Here is an 18,840-nt window from a genome sequence, read left to right as displayed (position 1 = left end):
CCCGTAACCACCACCTCGTCACAGCCCGTTCCGGGCGATCACCTCCTGGTACCAGCGGGCGCTGTGCTTTGGTGTGCGCCGCTGGGTCAGGTAGTCGACGTGGACGATCCCGAATCGCTTCCGGTAACCCTCGGCCCATTCGAAGTTGTCCAGCACCGACCATACGAGATAACCGCGCAGGTCCACGCCGCGGGCGATGGCTTCGTGCGCGGCGCGCAGGTGCCCGTCGAGGTAGGCGACCCGGTCGGTGTCCGCCACCCCGCCCTGCTCGTCGAGGTCGGTGTCCGGAAACGCCCCGCCGTTCTCGGTGATCATCAGGGGCAGCCCGGGGTGGTCGGCGGCCACCCGTTCCAGCAGCCGGGTCAGCCCGGCCGGCTCGATCGACCAGCCCATGTCGGTGAGCGGCCCGGCCGGCGGCAGGAACTCGACGGTCCCGGCCGTGCCCGGGTACGCGTCCCCGCCCGCGCCGCCCGCCCGCCCGGCCACGTAGGTGGGCGCGTAGTAGTTCAGGCCGAGCAGGTCCAGCGGCGCGGCGATCAGCTTCTCGTCCCCGTCCCTGATGAAGTCCGGCGCGACGATCCGGCTGACGTGGGCCAGCACGTCCGCCGGGTAGCCACCGCCGGTGAGCGGGTCCAGGAAGATCCGGTTGTGCAGGCCGTCGACCAGCCGTACCGCCTCGGCGTCAGCGGCGCTCGCGGCGTCCGCCGGCTGCACGTCGGCCAGGTTGAGCGTGATCCCCAGCGTCTCCACGCCGGCCGCGCGCAGCGCCCGCGCCGCCAGGCCGTGGCCGACCAGCAGATGGTGTACGGCCCGGAACGCGTCACCGGCGTTCCGCCGCCCCGGCGCGTGCACCCCGGAGCCGTACCCGAGGTAGGCCGAGCACCACGGCTCGTTGAGCGTGGTCCAGGTGCGGACCCGGTCGCCGAGGCGGCCGTGCACGGCGAGCGCGTACTCGGCGAAGTGCTCGGCGGTCTCCCGGACGGTCCAGCCGCCCCGGTCCTCCAGCGCCTGCGGCAGGTCCCAGTGGTAGAGCGTGACGATCGGGTCGAGGCCGGCGTCGAGCAGCGCGTCGGTCAGCCGGTCGTAGAAGTCGAGCCCGCGCGGCTCGACCGGGCCGGTGCCGTCCGGCCGCACTCGGGGCCAGGACACCGAGAACCGGTACGCCCGCAGCCCCAGCTCGGCCATCAGCGCGACGTCCTCGGCGTACCGGTGGTAGTGGTCGCAGGCCACGTCGCCGGTGTGGCCGGCGAACACCGCGCCCGGCGTACGGCTGAAGGTGTCCCAGATCGACGGACCGCGACCGTCCTCGCGGGCGGCGCCCTCGATCTGGTACGCGGCGGTGGCTCCGCCCCAGACGAAGCCCTCCGGGAATCGGACGTTGCTCATGCCTTGACCGCACCTTCCATGATGCCGCCGATGATCTGGCGGCCGAAGACGATGAACACCAGCAGCAGCGGCAGCGTGGCGATGGCCGTGCCGGTGAACACCTGCGACATGTCCTGGTAGTACCCGTCGGAGAGGGCCCGCAGCGACAGCTGCACCGTCGGGTTCTCCGGGTCGTTCAGCACCGCGTACGGCCACAGGAAGTCGTTCCAGGTGGTCATGAACGTGAGCAGGCCGAGCACGGCGGCGGCCGGGCGCAGCGCGGGCAGCACCACGTTCCAGTAGATCCGGGCGGTGTTGCAGCCGTCCATCCGGGCCGCCTCGATCAGTTCGGTGCTGACCGCCTGGCCCGCGTACTGGCGCATCATGAACACGCCGAAGCCGGTGACCAGCGCCGGCACGATCACGGCGGGCAGCCGGTCGTTCCAGTTCAGCTTCGTCATGAGCAGGTAGAGCGGGATCACGCCGAGCTGCGTCGGGACCATCATGGTGGCGACGATGACCAGCAGCAGCGCGTTGCGCCCCCGGAAGCGCAGCTTGGCGAACGCGAACCCGGCCAGCGTGGAGAAGAACACCACCGAGATCGTGACGGTGGTGGCCACGATCGCCGAGTTGATCAGGCCGGTCAGGAAGTACGCGTCGGTGTTGTCGAACAGCCGGGCGATGTTGGCGCCGAGGTTGCCGCCGGGGGTGAGCGGCGGCGGCACCTGGCCCATCGTGTCGCTGGTGCGGCTGGCCACCACGAACATCCAGTAGATCGGGAAGATCGACAGGACGGCCGAGAGCGTCAGCGCCAGGTAGGTGAGCCGGCTTGCCGACCAGAGGCGGGTCATCGGGAGACCTCCTTGCGGGAGCCGCCGCCGAGCCGGCGCAGGAGCAGGACGTTTATCGCCGCGACCACGGCGATGAGCGCGAACAGCAGCCAGGCGACCGCCGACCCGTAGCCGAAGTTGTAGTGCGGCGCGAAGGCGTTCTCGAACATGTACATGGTCACCGTCTGCGACTCCCGCAGCGGTCCGCCGCGGATCGCGTTGGTGCCGGAGTTGAACATCCGCGGCTCGGTGAAGAGCTGGAGGCCGCCGATGGTGGAGATGATGACCGCGAAGATGATCGTGGGCTTGAGCAGCGGCACCGTGATTGACCAGAACTGGCGGGCCCGGCCGGCCCCGTCGATCGCTGCCGACTCGTACAGGTCGCGGGGGATGGCCTGCATGGCGGCCAGGAAGATCAGCGCGTTGTAGCCGGTCCAGCGCCAGTCGACCATCGTGGAGATGGCGACCCAGGCGGCGAACCGGTTCGCCTTCCAGTCGATCGCGCTGATCCCGACGTGGTCGAGCACCCAGTTGATCATGCCGAACTCGCGGCCGAACAGGACTGCGAACACGATCGCCACGGCGGCGGTCGAGGTGACGTTCGGGATCAGCACCGCCATCCGCCAGGTGGTACGGGCGCGCAACTGCCGGTTGAGCAGGTTGGCCAGCCAGAGCGCGGCGAGCAGCTGCGGGACCGTGGAGATCACGAAGATGCCCAGCGTGTTGACCACCGAGTGCCAGAAGTCCGAGTCGGCGAGCAGCTGGGTGTAGTTGTCGAAGCCGATGTACGGGTGTTCGGCGCCGAGCAGGTCCCAGTCGTGCAGCGAGACCCAGAACGTGTACGCCAGCGGGTACGCCCCGAAGACGCCGAACAGCAGGAAGAACGGGGCGATGAACAGGTACGGCGAGTACTTCGTGTCGAGTCGGCTGAGCCGGTTGCCCAGGCCGGGACGGGTGGGGCGGGGTGCCGGTGCGACCGGCGGGCGGGCGTCGAGCTGGACGGCCATGACCCGGGACTCCTTTCCGCCGTGCGGGCGGCCCCCGTGGCCGGGTGGCCGCCCGCACGCGCTGCTCGGGTTACTTGGCGGCGGCCTTCTCGGCGTTGGCGACCGCGTCGGTCCAGCCCTGTTCCGGGGAGCGTTTGCCCAGCTCGACGCTGCGGACGGCGTTCTCGACCTCGGTGCGTACGGCCTGGTTCTTCGGTCCCATGTAGACCGGCTTCAGGCTCTTGGCGCCCTCGGCGAAGATCTTCCCGACCGGCGCCTCGGAGAAGTAGGCGTTCTTCGAGTCGATGATCGCCGGGTCCTCCAGCGCCTGCGGCGAAGAGGGCAGGGGACCCTTCGCCTTGAACGCGCCGATCTGACCCTTGGCGCTGGTCAGGAACTTGGCCAGCTCGATCGCCTCGGCCTGGTGCTTGCTCTGCTTCGGCACCGCGAGGAACGAGCCGCCCCAGTTGCCGCCGTTGCCGGGGATCTGGGCGATGTCCCACTTGCCCTTGGCGGCCGCGCCCGCGTTGCCCTCGATCACGCCGGTCATCCAGGCCGGGCAGGCGATGGTGGCGAACTTCGACTGCTTGAACGCCGACACCCACTCCTCGGACCACGAGCCGTACTTGCCGGACAGCCCCGAGTCGATGATGTCCATCGTGGTGTCGTACGCCTGCTTCACCGCCGGGTTGCTGCCCACGACCAGGTTGTTGCTGGTGTCGTAGTAGCTGTAGCCGCTGCTGTTGCCGGCGGTCTGGAGCAGGATCGTGTTGAAGGTGTTGGTCGCGGCGTCCAGGAACGACGCGCCCGTCTTCTTCGCGGTGAACTGCTCGCCGACCTTGATGTAGTCCTGCCAGGTGGGCCAGAGCTTGGACACGGCCTCCCGGTCGGTGGGCAGGCCGGCCTTGGCGAACAGGTCGGTGCGGTAGCACATCGCCATGCCGCCGACGTCAGTGCCGAGGCCGATGAGCTGCTTGCCGTCGGCGGTGAGGCCCTGGTTCCACTTCCAGTCGAGGAAGTTGCCCTTCAGGTCGGCCGCGCCGTGGTCGAGCAGGTTGACGAAGTTCTGCGGGTTGGCCTTGTACTCGACGAGCAGGCCCTCCTCGATGGCGACCACGTCACCGGCGCCCTTGCCCGCGGCGAGCCACTGGGTGAGCTTCGGGGAGTACTCGTCGAGGTTGCCGCCGGTGCCGCGCTCGACGATCTTCACGCCGGGGTGGCTGGCCATGTACTCCTGGTAGAGATCGGCGTAACCGAACTGGCCGAAGACGTCGACGGTGAGCGTTATCGGCCCGTCGGCGGCGGCATCGTCGCCGCCGCCGCAGGCGGTGGTGCCGAGCAGCGCGGTGGCGGCGACCACTGCAACCGCCGCCAGGCGGCGGCGCGTGAAGGTGAGCATGCTGTCCTGACCTCTCGGGTCGTCGAAACGGGTGGTGGAAGGCGGTTCCGGAACTTAGAGAGCGCTCTCACGACAGCGTGGTGGAGGGTCACGGACCTTGTCAAGAGAGCGCTCTCAGAGCTGTCCGAAAAGAAACGGAGAGGGGCGCCCGCCGCCCCTCTCCGTCCGGTGCCCGTCGTCAGCCGACCCGCAGGCCCCCCAGCAGGGCCGGGTCGCCCGCCACGTCCAGCGCGTCGAAGCTGATCCGGCCCATCAGCGCCAGCAGCAGATCGCTCGCCGTGCCGGCCACCTGTGCCCGGGCCCGGTGGTCGTCGTGGTCCAGGATCGTCGCGGTGTCCAGCAGCGCGACCCCCTCACCCCGCAACCGCAGGTACCACTCCTGGGCCGCGTCGGTCGCGGTCAGCTGCACCACGCCGCGCCACTGCCCGGGCTGCACCCGCCGGCCCGCCGGCAGCCAGGTGTCCAGCACCTCGCTCACCCCGTCGGCCGCGAGCTTCGCCTCGATGGGATCACCCGCACCGATCGCGAGCTGGGCGTCCCAGCGGTGCACGGCCGTCTCGTGCGCCATCCGGCGCGGCCAGAAGGCCGCCTTCTTCGGCTGCGGCGCGAAGTTCCAGGCCGGCGCCTCCGGATCCGCCGCCTCCAGCAGCGCGGTGATCCGCTCGTACTCCCGCACGTACCACTGGGCCGGCGTCAGGTCCGCCGGCGGCTCCGGGTCGTGCCGCTCCGGGCGGGTGGTGCCACCGGCGGTCAGCACGGTGCCCGCCCAGATGTACACGCGAGTCAGGTGATGGGCGAGATCGGTGACCGTCCAGCCGGGACAGGACAGCACGGGTGTCTCGGGCGGCGCCTCCGAAACCGCCGCGGCGAAGGCGGGACCCTCCGTGCGCAGCGCGCCGATCCAGAAGTCCTTCGTGTGGTGCAGTCTGCTCATCGCCATCCTCCCGGGGGTGACCGGGCCACCAGTGGGTGCGCCGGCTACCCCTCAGCCTAGGGTGAAAGGCGTGTCAGACGTCTACGCCGAACCGGCTACTGCCGGTGAACCGACCGATCCGGCCACCCTGGCGCGCTACACCACGCTCCGGCTCGGCGGACCCGCCGGGCGGCTGGAGATCGCTGAGGACGCCGCCCAGATCGTGCGAAAAGTGCAGGAAGCGGAGGCCCGCGAGCAGGCCGTGCTGGTGCTGGCGGGCGGCAGCAACGTCGTGATCGGCGATCAGGGCTTCCCCGGCACCGTCGTGCTCGTCCGCTCGCGCGGGTTCCAGGCCGTGGCCGAGGAGGGCGACACCGTCACGGTACGTGTCGAAGCCGGCGAGCCGTGGGACGACTTCGTCGCCGCCACCGTCGACCGCGGCTGGTCCGGGCTGGAGTGCCTCTCCGGCATCCCCGGCTCGGCCGGCGCGACACCGATCCAGAACGTCGGCGCGTACGGCCAGGAGGTCGCCGAGACCATCGTCGCCGTCGAGGCGTACGACCGGACCGAACGCCGGGTGGCGCGGATCGCGGCGGCCGACTGCGGGTTCGTCTACCGGGGCAGCATCTTCAAGTACAGCGACCGCTGGGTGGTGCTCTCGGTCGACTTCCGGCTCACCCGGTCCCCGCGCTCCGGCCCGGTCCGCTACGCCGAACTGGCCCGGGCGCTCGGCGTCGAGGTCGGCGACCGGGTGCCGCTGGCCGAAGCCCGGGCCACCGTGCGGAAGCTGCGCGCCGGCAAGGGTATGGTGCTGGACGCGGCCGACCCGGACACCTGGTCGGTCGGCTCGTTCTTCACCAACCCGGTGCTGCCGGGCGAGGTGTTCGAGCAGGTACGGGAACGCGCCGCCGAGGTGSGTGAGCCGCCGCACTGGCCGGGCGCCGACGGCACGGTGAAGGTCAGCGCCGCCTGGCTGATCGACAAGGCGGGCTTCGGCAAGGGGTACGCGGGCCCGGAGGGCGTCGCCATCTCCAGCAAGCACACGCTCGCGCTCACCAACCACTCCGGCAGCGCCAGCACGGCCGCGCTGGTGGCGCTGGCCCGCGAGATCCGAGACGGCGTCCAGTCCCGCTTCGGCGTAACCCTCCACCCCGAACCAGTCCTCGTCAACTGCACCATCTGACCCCCGCCCCCGGCGATCTTGCGCTTCCGGCCCTCGGTCCGAGCGGTTTGACCCGTATTGCCGGGGCAGCAAGTGCAAGATCAACACTTGCCTCGAAGGGTTCCGCCGAGGGTTCCAGGGGAGGGGCGACGTCTCCCTTGATCTTGGAGTTGTGGTGGCTCGTGAACTGGGCCAAACGAGGCAAGGTGGGCGCCACAAGTCCAAGATCGGCGGGGCGGTGGGCGGTGGGCGGTGGGCGGGGGCGGGGGTCAGCGGGGGGAGATGGCGGGCCAGGGGAGCGTGAGGTTGCCGTGGCGCCACGTACGAGGGCTGTCCTGGATCGGCCAGCCGGACTCCTTCACCGCCTCTACCGTCCGCAGCCAGCGCTGCCGGGGGCCGAACGGGGCGTAGCCGGCGGCCGCGCGCCACGCCTGCTCCAGCGCCTCGATCAGGTCGTGGATGCGTTCACCCGGCACGTTGCGGTGGATCAGCGCCTTCGGCAGCCGCTCGGCGAGCGTGGCCGGGCTCTCCAGCGTGGTCAGCTTCGCCGACAACGTGAGCGTGAGAGGGCCGGTGGCGTCCAGCAGCACCCAGGAGCCGAGCCGCCCCAGCTCGTCGCAGGTGCCCTCGACCAGCAGCCCGCCCGGCGCGAGCCGCCCGGTGACTGTGTGCCAGGCGTCGGCCACCTCGCTCTCGTCGTACTGGCGGAGCACGTTGAACGCCCGCACCAGCGCGGGACGCAGTCCGGCCAGCTCGAAGCCGCCCCTGGCGAACGTCAGCCCGGGCGGGTCGGCGGCGGGCAGGGCGGCGGCGACGCGTACCGGATCGATCTCCAGGCCGACCACCCGCACGTCGGCGCGGACCCCGGCCGCGAGACGGGCCCGCAGCTCGACCGGGGTGACCGGGGTGGCGCCGTAGCCGAGGTCGACCACGAGCGGGTCGGCGGCGGCACGCAGCGCGTCGCCGCAGGTCTCGACGATCCAGTTGTCCACCCGCCGGAGCCGGTTGGGGTTGGTGGTGCCCCGGGTGGCCACGCCGAGCGGACGCTCCATCAGGACTCCCGGTGCACCTTGTGCTGTGCGGCCTGGGCCAGCGGGCGGACCACGAGCCGGTCGATGTTGACGTGGTGCGGGCGGGTCGCGCACCAGGCCACGCAGTCGGCCACGTCGTCGGCCACCAGCGGTTCGGCGACACCGGCGTATACCGCCTCGGCCCGGTCGGCGTCACCGCCGAAGCGGACCAGGCCGAACTCCTCGGTCTTCACCATGCCGGGGTCGATCTCGATCACCCGGACCGGGCGGCCGCACAGTTCGAGCCGCAGCGTGCCGGCGACCGCGGTCTGCGCGTGCTTCGCGGCCGTGTAGCCGCCGCCGCCCTCGTAGACGACGTGCCCGGCGGTGGAGCTGACGATCACGATCGTGCCGGCGCCGGAGCGCTCCAGCGCCGGGAGCAGCGCCTTGGTGACGCGCAGCGTGCCGAGCACGTTGACGTCGTACATCCATTGCCAGTCGCCCACGTCGGCCGTCTCGACCGGGTCCAGGCCGCGCGCGCCGCCGGCGTTGTTCACCAGCAGCGTGACCGGCCCGGGGGCGGCCTCGGCCGCGGCGGCCAGCCCGGCGACCGACTCGTCCGAGGTCACGTCGCAGGCCACCGCGCTCGCCGCGCCGCCGGCCGCCTCGATCTCGGCGACCAGCGCGGCGAGCCGGTCGGTACGCCGGGCGGCGGCGAGCACGTGGAATCCCTCGGCGGCGAGCCGGCGGGCGGTGGCCGCGCCGATCCCGCTGGACGCCCCGGTGACGATGGCGACTGAAGTCATCCGGACATTGTCCACCGCCGCCCGGCCGCGCGCGGTGATGAGGTCCGTCACGCCGGGGACCCGGCGAAGGGCATTTCCGAACCCCGATGGGGAAGATGAGATCCGGCACACGGGTTGACCGAGAAGCGCCGGTCGTGCGGGACGGCATCAACCGTGACAGAGGGAGCGGACGTGGCGGATTTGCACACCGGTGTCGGTCGTCAGCGAGGTGCCCTGCCGTGGCCGCGGCCGCGCCGTATCGCCACGCTCTCGGTGCACACGTCGCCGCTGCACCAGCCCGGCACCGGTGACGCGGGCGGCATGAACGTCTACATCCTGGAGGTGGCCCGGCGGCTGGCCGAGGCCGACGTCGAGGTGGAGATCTTCACCCGGGCCACCGCCGGTGACCTGCCCCCGGTGGTCGAGGTGGCGCCCGGCGTGTCCGTCCGGCACGTCACCGCCGGGCCGCTGGAGGGGCTGACCAAGGAGGAGCTGCCGGGCCAGCTCTGCGCCTTCACGGCCGGGGTGCTGCGCGCCGAGGCGGCCCGCCCGCCGGGCCACTACGACCTGATCCACTCGCACTACTGGCTCTCCGGTCAGGTCGGCTGGCTGGCCAAGGAGCGCTGGGGCGTACCGCTGGTGCACACCGCGCACACGCTGGCGAAGGTCAAGAACGCCCGCCTCGCCGCCGGGGACCGCCCCGAGCCGAAGGCCCGCGTGATCGGCGAGGAGCAGGTGGTCACCGAGGCGGACCGGCTGGTCGCCAACACCCGGGTCGAGGCCCGTGACCTGCTCGACCGGTACGCGGCCGACCCGGACCGGGTGGCGATCGTGGAACCCGGCGTCGACCTGGAGCGGTTCCGTCCCGCCGTCGGTGACCGGGACGCCGCGACCCGGGCCGCACGCCGCCGGCTCGGCCTGCCGGCCGACGGGTACGTGGTCGCGTTCGTCGGCCGCATCCAGCCGCTCAAGGCGCCGGACGTGCTGGTCCGTGCCGCCGCCGCGCTGCGTGAACGGGATCCGGCGCTGGCCGACGAGCTGACCGTGGTGATCTGCGGCGGGCCCAGCGGCAGTGGCCTGGACCGGCCCACCGCCCTGATCGAGCTGGCGCACGCGCTCGGCATCGCCGACCGGGTGCGTTTCCTGCCGCCGCAGACCGGCGCGGACCTGCCCGCTCTCTACCGCGCCGCCGACCTGGTCGCGGTGCCGTCGCACAACGAGTCGTTCGGCCTCGTGGCGCTGGAGGCCCAGGCGTGCGGCACGCCGGTGCTGGCCGCCGCCGTGGGCGGCCTGGTCACCGCGGTACGCGACGGCGTCAGCGGCATGCTCATCGACGGCCACGACCCGGTCGACTGGGCCCGGGCGCTGGCGCGCCTGCTGCCCGATCCGGTACGCCGTGCCGCGCTGGGCCGGGGCGCCGAGCGGCACGCCCGGGACTTCTCCTGGCACCGCACCGCCTCAGGCCTGCTCGCCGTCTACGGGGAGGCGATCACCGAGCACCGGGCCCGGCTGGCGCGGCGGCTCGGCGACCCGGCGATGCTGTGCTCCTGGTGATCACCCGTCCGGCGGCCCCGGTCGACCGGTCGTAGAGTGGGTGCGATGAGCCGCAGGAGTGAGGTCGCCGCGCTGATCGAGTCCGTCTGCGCCGAGCGCGAGCTGGAGTGGGAGTCGACCGGCGAGGCGTCGTACGCGGTGACCCTGCCGGGCACGCACAAGCTCAAGACGATCTGCAACCTGATCGTGGGCGAGCACGCGCTGCGGGTCGAGGCGTTCGTGATGCGCCAGCCCGACGAGCGCCGCGAGGAGTTGTGGGCCTGGCTGCTGCAGCGCAACGCCCGCATGTACGGCGTCTCGTTCTCCATCGACGCGGTCGGCGACGTCTACCTGACCGGTCGGGTCAACCTGGCCGGGGTCGACGCCGACGAGCTGGACCGGCTGCTGGGCTCCGTGCTGACGTACGCCGACGAGTCGTTCGACAGCATGCTGGAGATCGGCTTCGGCACGGCCATCCGCCGGGAGTGGGAGTGGCGGGTCAAGCGCGGCGAGTCGACTGCCAACCTGGCCGCGTTCGCGCACCTCTTCGAGCCGTCCGCCACTGCCGGATCGCCCGCCGGAGGTTCGGAGCCCTCCTGACGGGTATGCCGCCCCGCGCGGTGCGGAGCATTGGGACCCACCGCGGGCCGAGGACGGACTGTCGAGGAGCGTGTCCCATGGCTCAGCGCAACAGCTCAGGTCGCGGCACGACTGCGACCCGGACCAAGCGGCAACCCGGCAACCAGACGCCGAACACCCCGAGGGTGTCGGAGTCGGCGATATCCCGGATGAAGGTGGACGACATCCGCAGCCAGCTCAAGCGGCGCGGGGTCTCCGGGATCTCCGCGCTGCGGAAGCCGGAACTCGTGAAGACCCTGGCGCGGACGATGCGCGGGGAGGGCGGCGCCGCGCGGCGCAGCTCCGGACCGGCCGGGCGGCCGGCCGCGACCCGCAAGAGCACCGCCGCGAAGAAGACCACTGCCCGCCGGGCCACGTCGCCGGCCAAGTCCGCGCCGGCCGCGCGGGCCACCGGTGCCAGGGCCAAGGCGACGGGTACGCGCAAGGCGGCCCCGCCCCGCGCCAAGGCCACCTCGTCGCGGGCGACCGCGACGCGCGCGAAGGCGGCTCCGTCCCGCGCGAAGGCCGCGCCCGCCCGGGCGAAGAAGGCGGCTCCGTCGAGGGCGAAGACCGCTCCTTCGCGCGCCAAGGCGGCACCGGCCCGGAAGGCGACGTCGGCTCGGGCGCAGAGCGCGCCGACCCGTGGGCCGGCGTCCAGCCGGTCGATCGGATCGTCGCAGCTCATCACGTCGCTCGCGGACCGGCCGGAGCGTCCGGGCCGCAGCCTGGTCACCCGTAACCACGAGGTGATCCAGCGCTGGGCGCGGGCGCGGGGCGCGAAGCCGGCCACCATCGCCGGCACCGAGCGTGCGGGCCGGCCCGGGGTGCTGACGTTCAACATCCCCGGCTACCGGGAGAGCAGCCGGATCCGGGAGATCACCTGGGACGACTGGTTCCGGACGTTCGACCTGCGGCGGCTGAACCTGATCTACCAGGAGCAGATGCGGGACGGGCGGCAGAGCAACTTCTTCCGGACCGAGAACCCGAATCGCGAGGACGGCTGAGGTTTACGGGAATGGACCCCGGGAATCCGGTGTTTGCCATCCCAGGGACCGCAGCACGGACAGCCGGATTCCCGACACGGACGCTGTGACGGGCAAGACAGCGATCTGGGTTGAATCCGGAATCTGGGCGAACTAACTTTATTGCACCGCGTCACGCTTGTTTCCGTTCGGGGGAGCGGTGGATCGATCAGATCCGCGCAGGCGAGATGCGAAGATCGGGTGGAGCACGCCGTTGGGGGACGGTGCCACCCGTGGAACCGGCGGCGCGAGCGGGCGACGCTTACGGGGGTGAGTGTCGCCCGCCGCCGCCGGGCGTACGGTCAGAGCGCCCATCTCGACGGGGGTCGGGATGGGCGCTCTGCCGTTGTCGGCGTTCAGCGGGCAGACGAGACCGGTTCCACGGCTGCCGCCCGCAGCGCGGCGACCCGGCGCTCCCGGGGCGGCCCGGCGAGCAGGTGCCCGGCGGCGGCCAGCAGCCCGAGCGCGCCGACCACCAGCCAGTGCCGCTCGCCCAGATGTTCCAGGCTGAGCCCGCCCAGCGCTGGCGCGACGAACGACGCGGCCGGGAACGTCAGGTAGAACACCGACTGGTAGCGGGCCCGCAGTTCGGGTGGGGCGAGGTCGGCGTTGATCTGCGCGTTCGGCGGTGCGGCGAGCATCTGCCCGGCCGTCCAGACCACCGCCGCGCCGAGGTAGAGCGGCAGCCCGTCGGCGACTGTCAGCGTGCCGAACCCGAGCGCCATCAGAGCGGTGGAGGCGGCCAGCACCGTCGACTTGCGGTACGGCTCGATGAGCCGGGGCACGAACAGCTGCCCGACCACGATGAGCGCCCCGCCGAGCGCCACCACCAGCCCGTACGCCGACGGGCGCAGGCCGTCCGCGCGCATCGCCAGCGGCATGATCGTCGAGGTCTGCATGGTCAGCACGGCCAGCAGGAACGTCAGCCCGACGAACACCAGGAACGTGCGGTCGGTGAGCGCGGTGTGCAGCCCTGGACGGCGTCCCATCACCGCCCGTGGCGTGAGCGCCGGCCGCCGGGTGAGCGTCTCCGGCACCTTCAGCACGATCACCACCGCCGCCGCCAGCGTGGCTGCGGCGTCGACCAGGAACAGCGCGGTGAAGCTGGCCTCGGCGAGGATTCCGGCCAGCAGCGAGGCCACCGCCATGCCCAGGTTGAACGCCCAGAACTGCAGGTTGAACGCGCGGGAGCGGCGCGCCTCGGGTACCACGTCCACGATGGCCGCCACGAACGCCGGGCTGGGCATCGAGTGCGCCACCCCGACCAGCGTGGCGAGTACGGCGATCACCGCCAGGTGCGTGGTGAACGCCAGCGCCGCCATCAGCCCGGCGGCGACCAGGTGGGCGGCGAGCAGCGTGGCCCGCCGTCCCCAGCGGTCCGCCAGCACACCGCCGAGCAGCGTGCCGGCCGCGCCGCCGATCCCGTACGCGCCGACCACCAGCCCGGCCAGCGACGGCGGGGCGCCCCGCGCGACGGTCAGGTACAGCGACAGGAACAGCAGCGCGAACGCGCCGGCCCGGTTGATCAGCAGGCCGGACCAGAGGTACCAGAACGTGGCGGGGAGCCCGCCGGCCGTGTCGTCCCACCAGCGCCGCAGGCCGTGCACCAGTCCTCCAGGAAGGTTTCCTTACCGATTCCGTCCCGTACGGTATCCACCCGCCTCGGGGCGGTCGCGTCGGGGCGTACTCAGGAACCGGCCCGGACCGGCGCGGCGGGTGCGGTGGCCGCGGCCTCGGCCGCCTCGGGCGCCGGGGAGGCGGTGGCGGTGACCGGCGCGACCGGCGTGCCCACTGCGCGCAGCGCGAGCGCGCGGCGCTCCCGGGCCGGGCCGGAGATCAGGTGGGCGACGGCCGCCACGACGCCGATGCCCGCGCAGCCGAGCCAGAGCGTGCTGTTGCCGGCTTGCTCGCGGACCAGGCCGCCGAGGATCGGCGCGGCGGCGCCGGCGAGCTGCCAGGACAGCGAGAAGACGCCCTGGTAGCGGCCGCGCAGCGCGGCCGGCGACAGCTCCGCGATCAGGGTGGCGTTGGACGGCGAGTTGAGCATCTCGCCGACGGTCCAGATCAGCACGGTCAGGCCGTAGAGCCAGACCGTGTCGGCGAACGCGGTGAGCCCGAACCCGGCGCCCATCACCAGCGACGCGAGCGCCAGCACGTGGGAGCGGCTGCGGCCCTTGATGAGCCGGGGTACGAAGAGCTGGCCGACCACGATGAGCACGCCGTTGAGCGCGATCACCGAGCCGTACGTGGCGGGGCTGAGCCCGGAGTCGCCCATGGCGATCGGCAGCATCGAGATGTGCTGGAGGAACACCAGCGCGGCGAGCAGGTTGAGCGCGACGAAGCCGAGGAACACCCGGTCGGCGAGGATGGTGCGCAGCGCGCCGGCCTGCGCCGGCATCCCCTTCGCCGGCAGTACGGTGACCGGGCCGCGGGTCTCGCCGACCTTGGCGAAGATGATCAGCGCGGTCACGAGTGTGGTGGTCGCGTTCACCAGGAACAGCAGCAGGTAGCTGCCCTGGGCGGCGAAGCCGGCGAGCACGGCGGCGCAGGCGAAACCGAGGTTGATGGCCCAGTAGTTCAGCGAGAAGGCGCGCAGCCGGTCCTTGTCCGGCACCACGTCGACCATCATCGCGCCGAAGGCCGGGCGGGCCGCCTCGGCGAACGCGCCGAGCAGCAGCGCGCCCACGGCGACCGCCCAGAGCGGCCGGGCGAGGCCCAGCGCGATCATCATGCCCGCCGCGCCGACGTGCGCGACGAGCAGCGTGGGCCGCCGTCCCCAGCGGTCGGTCAGGGTGCCGCCGATGGTGGTGCCGACCGCGCCGCCGGCGCCCCAGAGACCGATCACCAGACCGGCCTGGGCGGCGGAGAAGCCGCGTTCCTGGGTCAGGTAGATGGCCAGGAAGATCAGGACGAACGAGCCGAGCCGGTTGATCAGCGTGCCGGCCCAGAGGTACCAGAACGTCCGTGGCAGGCCACCCGCCGTGTCCTGGAACCAGCCTCGTACCGTCCGCATCCCGACGCCCCCGTGTGGTAATGACCGATCTGTTTAGAACGCCTTACAACCTAGTGCCGGGCCGGAGCCGTGGTCATCAGGTTTTCCACGTGGTGGTCGTCACGACCGGTCGGCGCGTGTCCGGTCGCGCCGGTACGGCAGGATGATCGGCATGACTGCGAGCGAGGGGCCCACCGTCGGGACGCTGGTCCTGCTGCGGCACGGCGAGAGCGACTGGAACGCCAAGAACCTCTTCACCGGCTGGGTCGACGTCGACCTGACCGCCAAGGGAGAGACCGAGGCGCGGCGCGGCGGCGAGCTGCTCCGCGAGCACGACCTGCTGCCGGACGTGGTGCACACGAGCCTGCTGCGCCGGGCCATCCGCACCGCCGAGCTGGCGCTGAACGCCGCCGACCGGCACTGGATCGCGGTGCGCCGGTCGTGGCGGCTCAACGAGCGCCACTACGGCGCCCTGCAGGGCAAGAACAAGAAGCAGACCCTCGACGAGTACGGCGAGGAGCAGTTCATGCTCTGGCGCCGGTCGTACGACACGCCGCCGCCGCCGATCGACGACGCGGACGAGTGGTCGCAGGTCGGCGACCCCCGGTACGCGCTGCTGCCGACCGAGCTGATGCCGCGCACCGAGTGCCTGAAGGACGTCGTCGACCGGATGCTGCCCTACTGGTACGACTCGATCGTGCCGGACATCCTGGCCGGCCGGACGGTGCTGGTGGCCGCGCACGGCAACTCGCTGCGCGCCCTGGTCAAGCACCTCGACCAGATCTCCGACGAGGCGATCGCCAAGCTGAACATCCCCACCGGCATCCCGCTGCGCTACGACCTGGACGCCGACCTGCGTCCCCAGGTGCTCGGCGGCACGTACCTGGACCCGGACGCGGCTAAGGACGCCGCCGCCGCGGTAGCCAACCAGGGCCGCTGAGCTTGGTGTAAGGAAGGGCCCCTTTTTAACGTCTGCGGTAGAGGAAGGGCCCCTTATTAACGCTCGCTGTTAATAAGGGGCCCTTCCTTGCGCGCGGGCCGGGGTCAGGCGGACGTCGAACCGGTGATCAGGTAGACCACGTGCTCGCCCGCGTTCACCGCGTGGTCGGCGAAACGCTCGTAGAAGCGGCCCAGCAGCGTCGCGTCGATCGCCGTCTCCACCCCGTACGGCCAGTCGTCGCCGAGCAGCACACCGAACAGGCTCCTGTGCAGGTCGTCCATCGCGTCGTCGTCGCCGTCCAGCTCGGCGGCCACGTCGGCGTCCGGCTTGGCCAGCACAGCACCGATCTTCTCGGCCATCCGGTCGGCGATCCCGGCCATGTCGGTGAAGACCGGCCGCAGCTCCGCCGGGACGGCCGGGGACGGGTGCCGGCGCAGCGCCGTCTTCGCCACGTGGTCGGCCAGGTCGCCCATCCGTTCCAGATCGGCTGCCACGTGCAGCGCGGTGATCATGGCACGCAGGTCGGAGGCGACCGGCGCCTGCCGGGCCAGCAGGTCGCAGACCCGCTCCTCCACGTGCCGGTACAGCTCGTCGATCTCGGCGTCCCGCGCGATCACCGTCTCGGCGGCCGTCCGGTCGGCGGTCAGCAGACCCTTCGTGGCCTGCCGCATGGCCGCGCGTACCGCCTCGGCCATGTCCACCAGCAACTGGCTGACAATCTGCAGGTCGGCCCGGAACTCGTCGCGCATCGTCACTTCCTGGGGTCGGTGCCGCGACCCCGAGGGGTACGGCGGGAGCAGGTGCGCGCCCCACGCTAGGCCGAACGGTCGGCACCAGGATGAACGTGGGTGAACGACGCGGGGCCCGCAGGTGAACTTTGCCGGAAGCGAGAGTGGTTCGTCCCTTTGTGCCCGATCCCTGGGTTAACAATGACCCTACGATCGCCGGGTGGAATGGGCGGTGGCCGTCGCGGTGGCCGTGGCGCTGGTGACCGGGCTGGTCGCCGGGGCGACGCTGTCCGGACCGGTTGAGCAGTGGCGGCGCCGGCGGGCGTCGCGGGGCGGCGGGACCACCCGTCGTGACGCAGGGAGGCCGACGATTCCGGACGACCAGCAGGGGGGCCTATCCGGGCTCGGACGCAAGACGATCGACTCGCTGCGCGCCGGCGTGGTGGTGCTCGGCCCGGACGACGTGCCGGTCCTCGTCAACCCGGCCGCCCGGGCGATGGGTCTGCTGCGTACCGGGGCGACACCCGGCTCGATCGCGGCGCACCCGTTGATCCGTACCCTCGCCGGGCAGGTCCGCCGCACGGGCGTGCGGCGCGAGATCGAGCTGGACCTGCCCCGGGGCCGCGACGGCGGTGGCGACAACCCGCTCGGCGTGCACCTGCGGGCGATGGGACTGGGCTCCGGCTACGTCTCGATCGAGGCGGTCGACGTCACCGAGTCGCACCGTCTCGCCCGGGTACGCCGGGACTTCGTGGCTAACGTCAGCCACGAGCTGAAGACACCCATCGGCGCGCTGCAACTGCTCGCCGAGGCGCTCGTCGACGCCACCGAACCGGCCTCCGACGGCGCGCCCGACCTGTCCGAGGACCTGGTCGCCGCGCGGCGGTTCGCCGAGCGGATCCAGCACGAGTCGACCCGGCTCGGCCGCCTCGTGCAGGAGCTGCTGGAACTGACCCGCCTCCAGGGCGCCGAGCCGCAACCCGCGCCCGAGCCGGTCTCGGTGGACTGGGTGCTCGCCGAGGTCGTCGACCGCACCCGCACCGCGGCCGCCGCCCGCCGGGTGGAGATCGCCGTCGGCGGGCAGCGGGGCCTGACCGTGTACGGCAGCGACAGCCAACTCGCCACCGCGGTGGCGAACCTGGTGGAGAACGCAATCACCTACTCCGGCGAGGACACCACGGTCCGGGTGACGGTCACCGGAACCGACGAACACGTCGAGATCGCCGTGGCCGACCAGGGCATCGGCATCGCCCCGAACGACGTGGACCGGATCTTCGAGCGGTTCTACCGCGCCGACCAGGCCCGCTCCCGCGCGACCGGCGGCACCGGCCTGGGACTGGCCATCGTCAAGCACATCGCCAGCAACCATGGCGGCCGGGTGGACGTGTCGAGCACTCTTGGCGGGGGGTCGACGTTCACCCTCCGGTTGCCCGCCCGCCCCCCGGACGACCTGGAGACGACACTCGCCTCCGCTGGGATCGAGGCCGGCCCGGCCGAGCTCCGGCAGGTCTGACCACAGGAAAGGAAACACCCGTTGAGCCGCGTACTGGTGGTCGAGGACGAGGAGTCGTTCTCCGACGCCCTGTCCTACATGCTCCGCAAGGAGGGTTTCGAGGTCTCCGTCGCCGCGACGGGCACCGACGCCCTCACCGAGTTCGACCGGACCGGCGCCGACATCGTGCTGCTCGACCTGATGCTGCCGGAGATGTCGGGCACCGAGGTGTGCCGGCAGCTCCGCCAGCGCTCGCACGTGCCGATCATCATGGTCACCGCGCGGGACAGCGAGATCGACAAGGTGGTCGGCCTGGAGATCGGCGCCGACGACTACGTGACGAAGCCGTACTCGCCGCGTGAACTGGTCGCCCGCATCCGGGCGGTGCTGCGCCGGCAGAGCGCCGAGTCGAACGAGACGGGCGCGCCGACGCTCGCCGCCGGCCCGGTCCGGATGGACATCGAACGGCACGTGGTGACGGTCGGCGGCGCCGGGGTGCAGCTTCCGCTCAAGGAGTTCGAGCTGCTGGAGCTGCTGCTGCGCAACGCCGGGCGGGTGCTCACCCGCGGGCAGTTGATCGACCGGGTCTGGGGCGCCGACTACGTGGGCGACACCAAGACGCTGGACGTGCACGTGAAGCGGCTGCGCTCCAAGATCGAGCCGGAGCCGTCCGCGCCGCGCTACATCGTCACGGTCCGAGGCCTGGGCTACAAGTTCGAGCCCTGATCCCCCGCCCCCGCCCGTCCTTTGGTCCCCCGTCCACGCCGTCCCCCCGCCGATCTTGGAGTTGTGGCGCCCAGGATGCCCGGCTTGGCACCTTTCGCGAGGCACCACAACTCCAAGATCGCCGACCCTCGGGGCCTCCCGGGGGAGTTCTCGACCCCCACTCTCCGCCCGACCCTCCCTCGATCGCGCGATCTTGCACTTTGGTGCCCCGCAAACCGGGCGAATCGGGTGCTCGGGGGGCGCGAACTGCAAGATCGCGGGACCGGTCGCGGCCGCTTCGCTCCCGTCCAGCGCACCCGTCCTGCCCGGTCGTGTCGATCATGAACTTGGCGGCACCTG

General features: G+C 72.0%; 17 protein-coding genes. 7 read left to right on the top strand and 10 right to left on the bottom strand.

Translation table 11 applies throughout. The annotated features are described in order from the left end of the window. Positions 1–18: 18 nt before the first annotated feature. The 5 genes from A8711_RS07280 to A8711_RS07260 all read right to left on the bottom strand — a co-directional run bounded on the left by A8711_RS07280 (position 19) and on the right by A8711_RS07260 (position 5,514). Positions 19–1,386 (bottom strand): GH1 family beta-glucosidase, encoded by a 1,368-nt coding sequence (locus tag A8711_RS07280; protein ID WP_069087792.1) that lies wholly within the window; start codon positions 1,384–1,386, stop codon positions 19–21. Further along, positions 1,383–2,216: a carbohydrate ABC transporter permease gene (locus A8711_RS07275; protein WP_030504579.1), complete on the bottom strand. Its 834-nt coding sequence runs from the start codon at positions 2,214–2,216 to the stop codon at positions 1,383–1,385. Before A8711_RS07275 ends, A8711_RS07280 begins: the two co-directional genes overlap by 4 nt. Next, positions 2,213–3,202, bottom strand: a complete 990-nt coding sequence (locus A8711_RS07270) for a carbohydrate ABC transporter permease (protein WP_064446692.1) — start codon at positions 3,200–3,202, stop codon at positions 2,213–2,215. Before A8711_RS07270 ends, A8711_RS07275 begins: the two co-directional genes overlap by 4 nt. 70 nt (positions 3,203–3,272) lie before the next feature. Then, complete coding sequence (locus tag A8711_RS07265; RefSeq protein ID WP_069087791.1) at positions 3,273–4,580, bottom strand: ABC transporter substrate-binding protein; 1,308 nt, start codon at positions 4,578–4,580, stop codon at positions 3,273–3,275. Positions 4,581–4,758: 178 nt separating this feature from the next. Continuing rightward, entirely contained in the window at positions 4,759–5,514 is a 756-nt protein-coding gene (locus A8711_RS07260) for a maleylpyruvate isomerase family mycothiol-dependent enzyme (RefSeq protein WP_069087790.1), read from the bottom strand. Positions 5,515–5,584: 70 nt separating this feature from the next. On the opposite strand from A8711_RS07260, the gene A8711_RS07255 reads away from it, so the two are divergent. Continuing rightward, positions 5,585–6,676: a UDP-N-acetylmuramate dehydrogenase gene (locus A8711_RS07255; RefSeq protein WP_069087789.1), complete on the top strand. Its 1,092-nt coding sequence runs from the start codon at positions 5,585–5,587 to the stop codon at positions 6,674–6,676. Between the two features lie 248 nt (positions 6,677–6,924). Here A8711_RS07255 and A8711_RS07250 read toward each other — a convergent pair whose 3' ends face one another. Together A8711_RS07250 and A8711_RS07245 are read right to left on the bottom strand one after the other, a co-directional pair. Next, positions 6,925–7,707, bottom strand: coding sequence for a methylase (locus tag A8711_RS07250; protein ID WP_069087788.1), 783 nt, complete (start codon positions 7,705–7,707; stop codon positions 6,925–6,927). Continuing rightward, positions 7,707–8,471, bottom strand: coding sequence for an SDR family NAD(P)-dependent oxidoreductase (locus A8711_RS07245; protein ID WP_064446850.1), 765 nt, complete (start codon positions 8,469–8,471; stop codon positions 7,707–7,709). The genes A8711_RS07250 and A8711_RS07245 overlap by 1 nt, the downstream gene beginning before the upstream one ends. A 171-nt stretch (positions 8,472–8,642) precedes the next feature. Between A8711_RS07245 and mshA the strand changes: the two genes are divergently transcribed. The 3 genes from mshA to A8711_RS07230 all read left to right on the top strand — a co-directional run bounded on the left by mshA (position 8,643) and on the right by A8711_RS07230 (position 11,605). Beyond that, positions 8,643–10,004 carry a D-inositol-3-phosphate glycosyltransferase gene (gene mshA, locus A8711_RS07240; protein ID WP_043328056.1) on the top strand — a complete coding sequence of 454 codons (1,362 nt, stop codon included), beginning with the start codon at positions 8,643–8,645 and terminating at the stop codon, positions 10,002–10,004. 45 nt (positions 10,005–10,049) lie between these two features. Further along, positions 10,050–10,583 (top strand): YbjN domain-containing protein, encoded by a 534-nt coding sequence (locus tag A8711_RS07235; protein ID WP_043328058.1) that lies wholly within the window; start codon positions 10,050–10,052, stop codon positions 10,581–10,583. Between the two features lie 77 nt (positions 10,584–10,660). Further along, positions 10,661–11,605 carry a hypothetical protein gene (locus tag A8711_RS07230; protein WP_064446689.1) on the top strand — a complete coding sequence of 315 codons (945 nt, stop codon included), beginning with the start codon at positions 10,661–10,663 and terminating at the stop codon, positions 11,603–11,605. A 374-nt stretch (positions 11,606–11,979) separates the two neighbouring features. Here the strand turns inward: A8711_RS07230 and A8711_RS07225 are convergent, their stop codons facing one another. Together A8711_RS07225 and A8711_RS07220 are read right to left on the bottom strand one after the other, a co-directional pair. Next, positions 11,980–13,230 carry an MFS transporter gene (locus tag A8711_RS07225; RefSeq protein WP_069087787.1) on the bottom strand — a complete coding sequence of 417 codons (1,251 nt, stop codon included), beginning with the start codon at positions 13,228–13,230 and terminating at the stop codon, positions 11,980–11,982. 80 nt (positions 13,231–13,310) lie between these two features. After that, positions 13,311–14,636, bottom strand: coding sequence for an MFS transporter (locus A8711_RS07220; protein WP_069087786.1), 1,326 nt, complete (start codon positions 14,634–14,636; stop codon positions 13,311–13,313). Between the two features lie 151 nt (positions 14,637–14,787). Between A8711_RS07220 and A8711_RS07215 the strand changes: the two genes are divergently transcribed. Then, positions 14,788–15,555, top strand: a complete 768-nt coding sequence (locus tag A8711_RS07215) for a phosphoglyceromutase (protein WP_043328063.1) — start codon at positions 14,788–14,790, stop codon at positions 15,553–15,555. Positions 15,556–15,659: 104 nt separating this feature from the next. Here A8711_RS07215 and phoU read toward each other — a convergent pair whose 3' ends face one another. After that, positions 15,660–16,304, bottom strand: a complete 645-nt coding sequence (gene phoU / locus A8711_RS07210) for a phosphate signaling complex protein PhoU (protein ID WP_064446849.1) — start codon at positions 16,302–16,304, stop codon at positions 15,660–15,662. A gap of 199 nt (positions 16,305–16,503) precedes the next feature. Here phoU and A8711_RS07205 point away from each other — a divergent pair, with 199 nt between their 5' ends. Together A8711_RS07205 and A8711_RS07200 are read left to right on the top strand one after the other, a co-directional pair. Next, on the top strand, positions 16,504–17,796 hold the full coding sequence (locus A8711_RS07205; RefSeq protein WP_043328065.1) for a cell wall metabolism sensor histidine kinase WalK: 1,293 nt from the start codon (positions 16,504–16,506) through the stop codon (positions 17,794–17,796). A 21-nt stretch (positions 17,797–17,817) separates the two neighbouring features. Next, positions 17,818–18,501, top strand: coding sequence for a response regulator transcription factor (locus A8711_RS07200; RefSeq protein ID WP_030504594.1), 684 nt, complete (start codon positions 17,818–17,820; stop codon positions 18,499–18,501). Positions 18,502–18,840: the final 339 nt, after the last annotated feature.

The sequence above is a fragment of the Micromonospora sp. II genome, assembly GCF_001709195.1.
Lineage (GTDB): Bacteria > Actinomycetota > Actinomycetes > Mycobacteriales > Micromonosporaceae > Micromonospora > Micromonospora chalcea.
The sequence above is the reverse complement of the archived record's forward strand: the minus strand, read 5'-3'. Positions and strand labels throughout refer to the sequence as shown.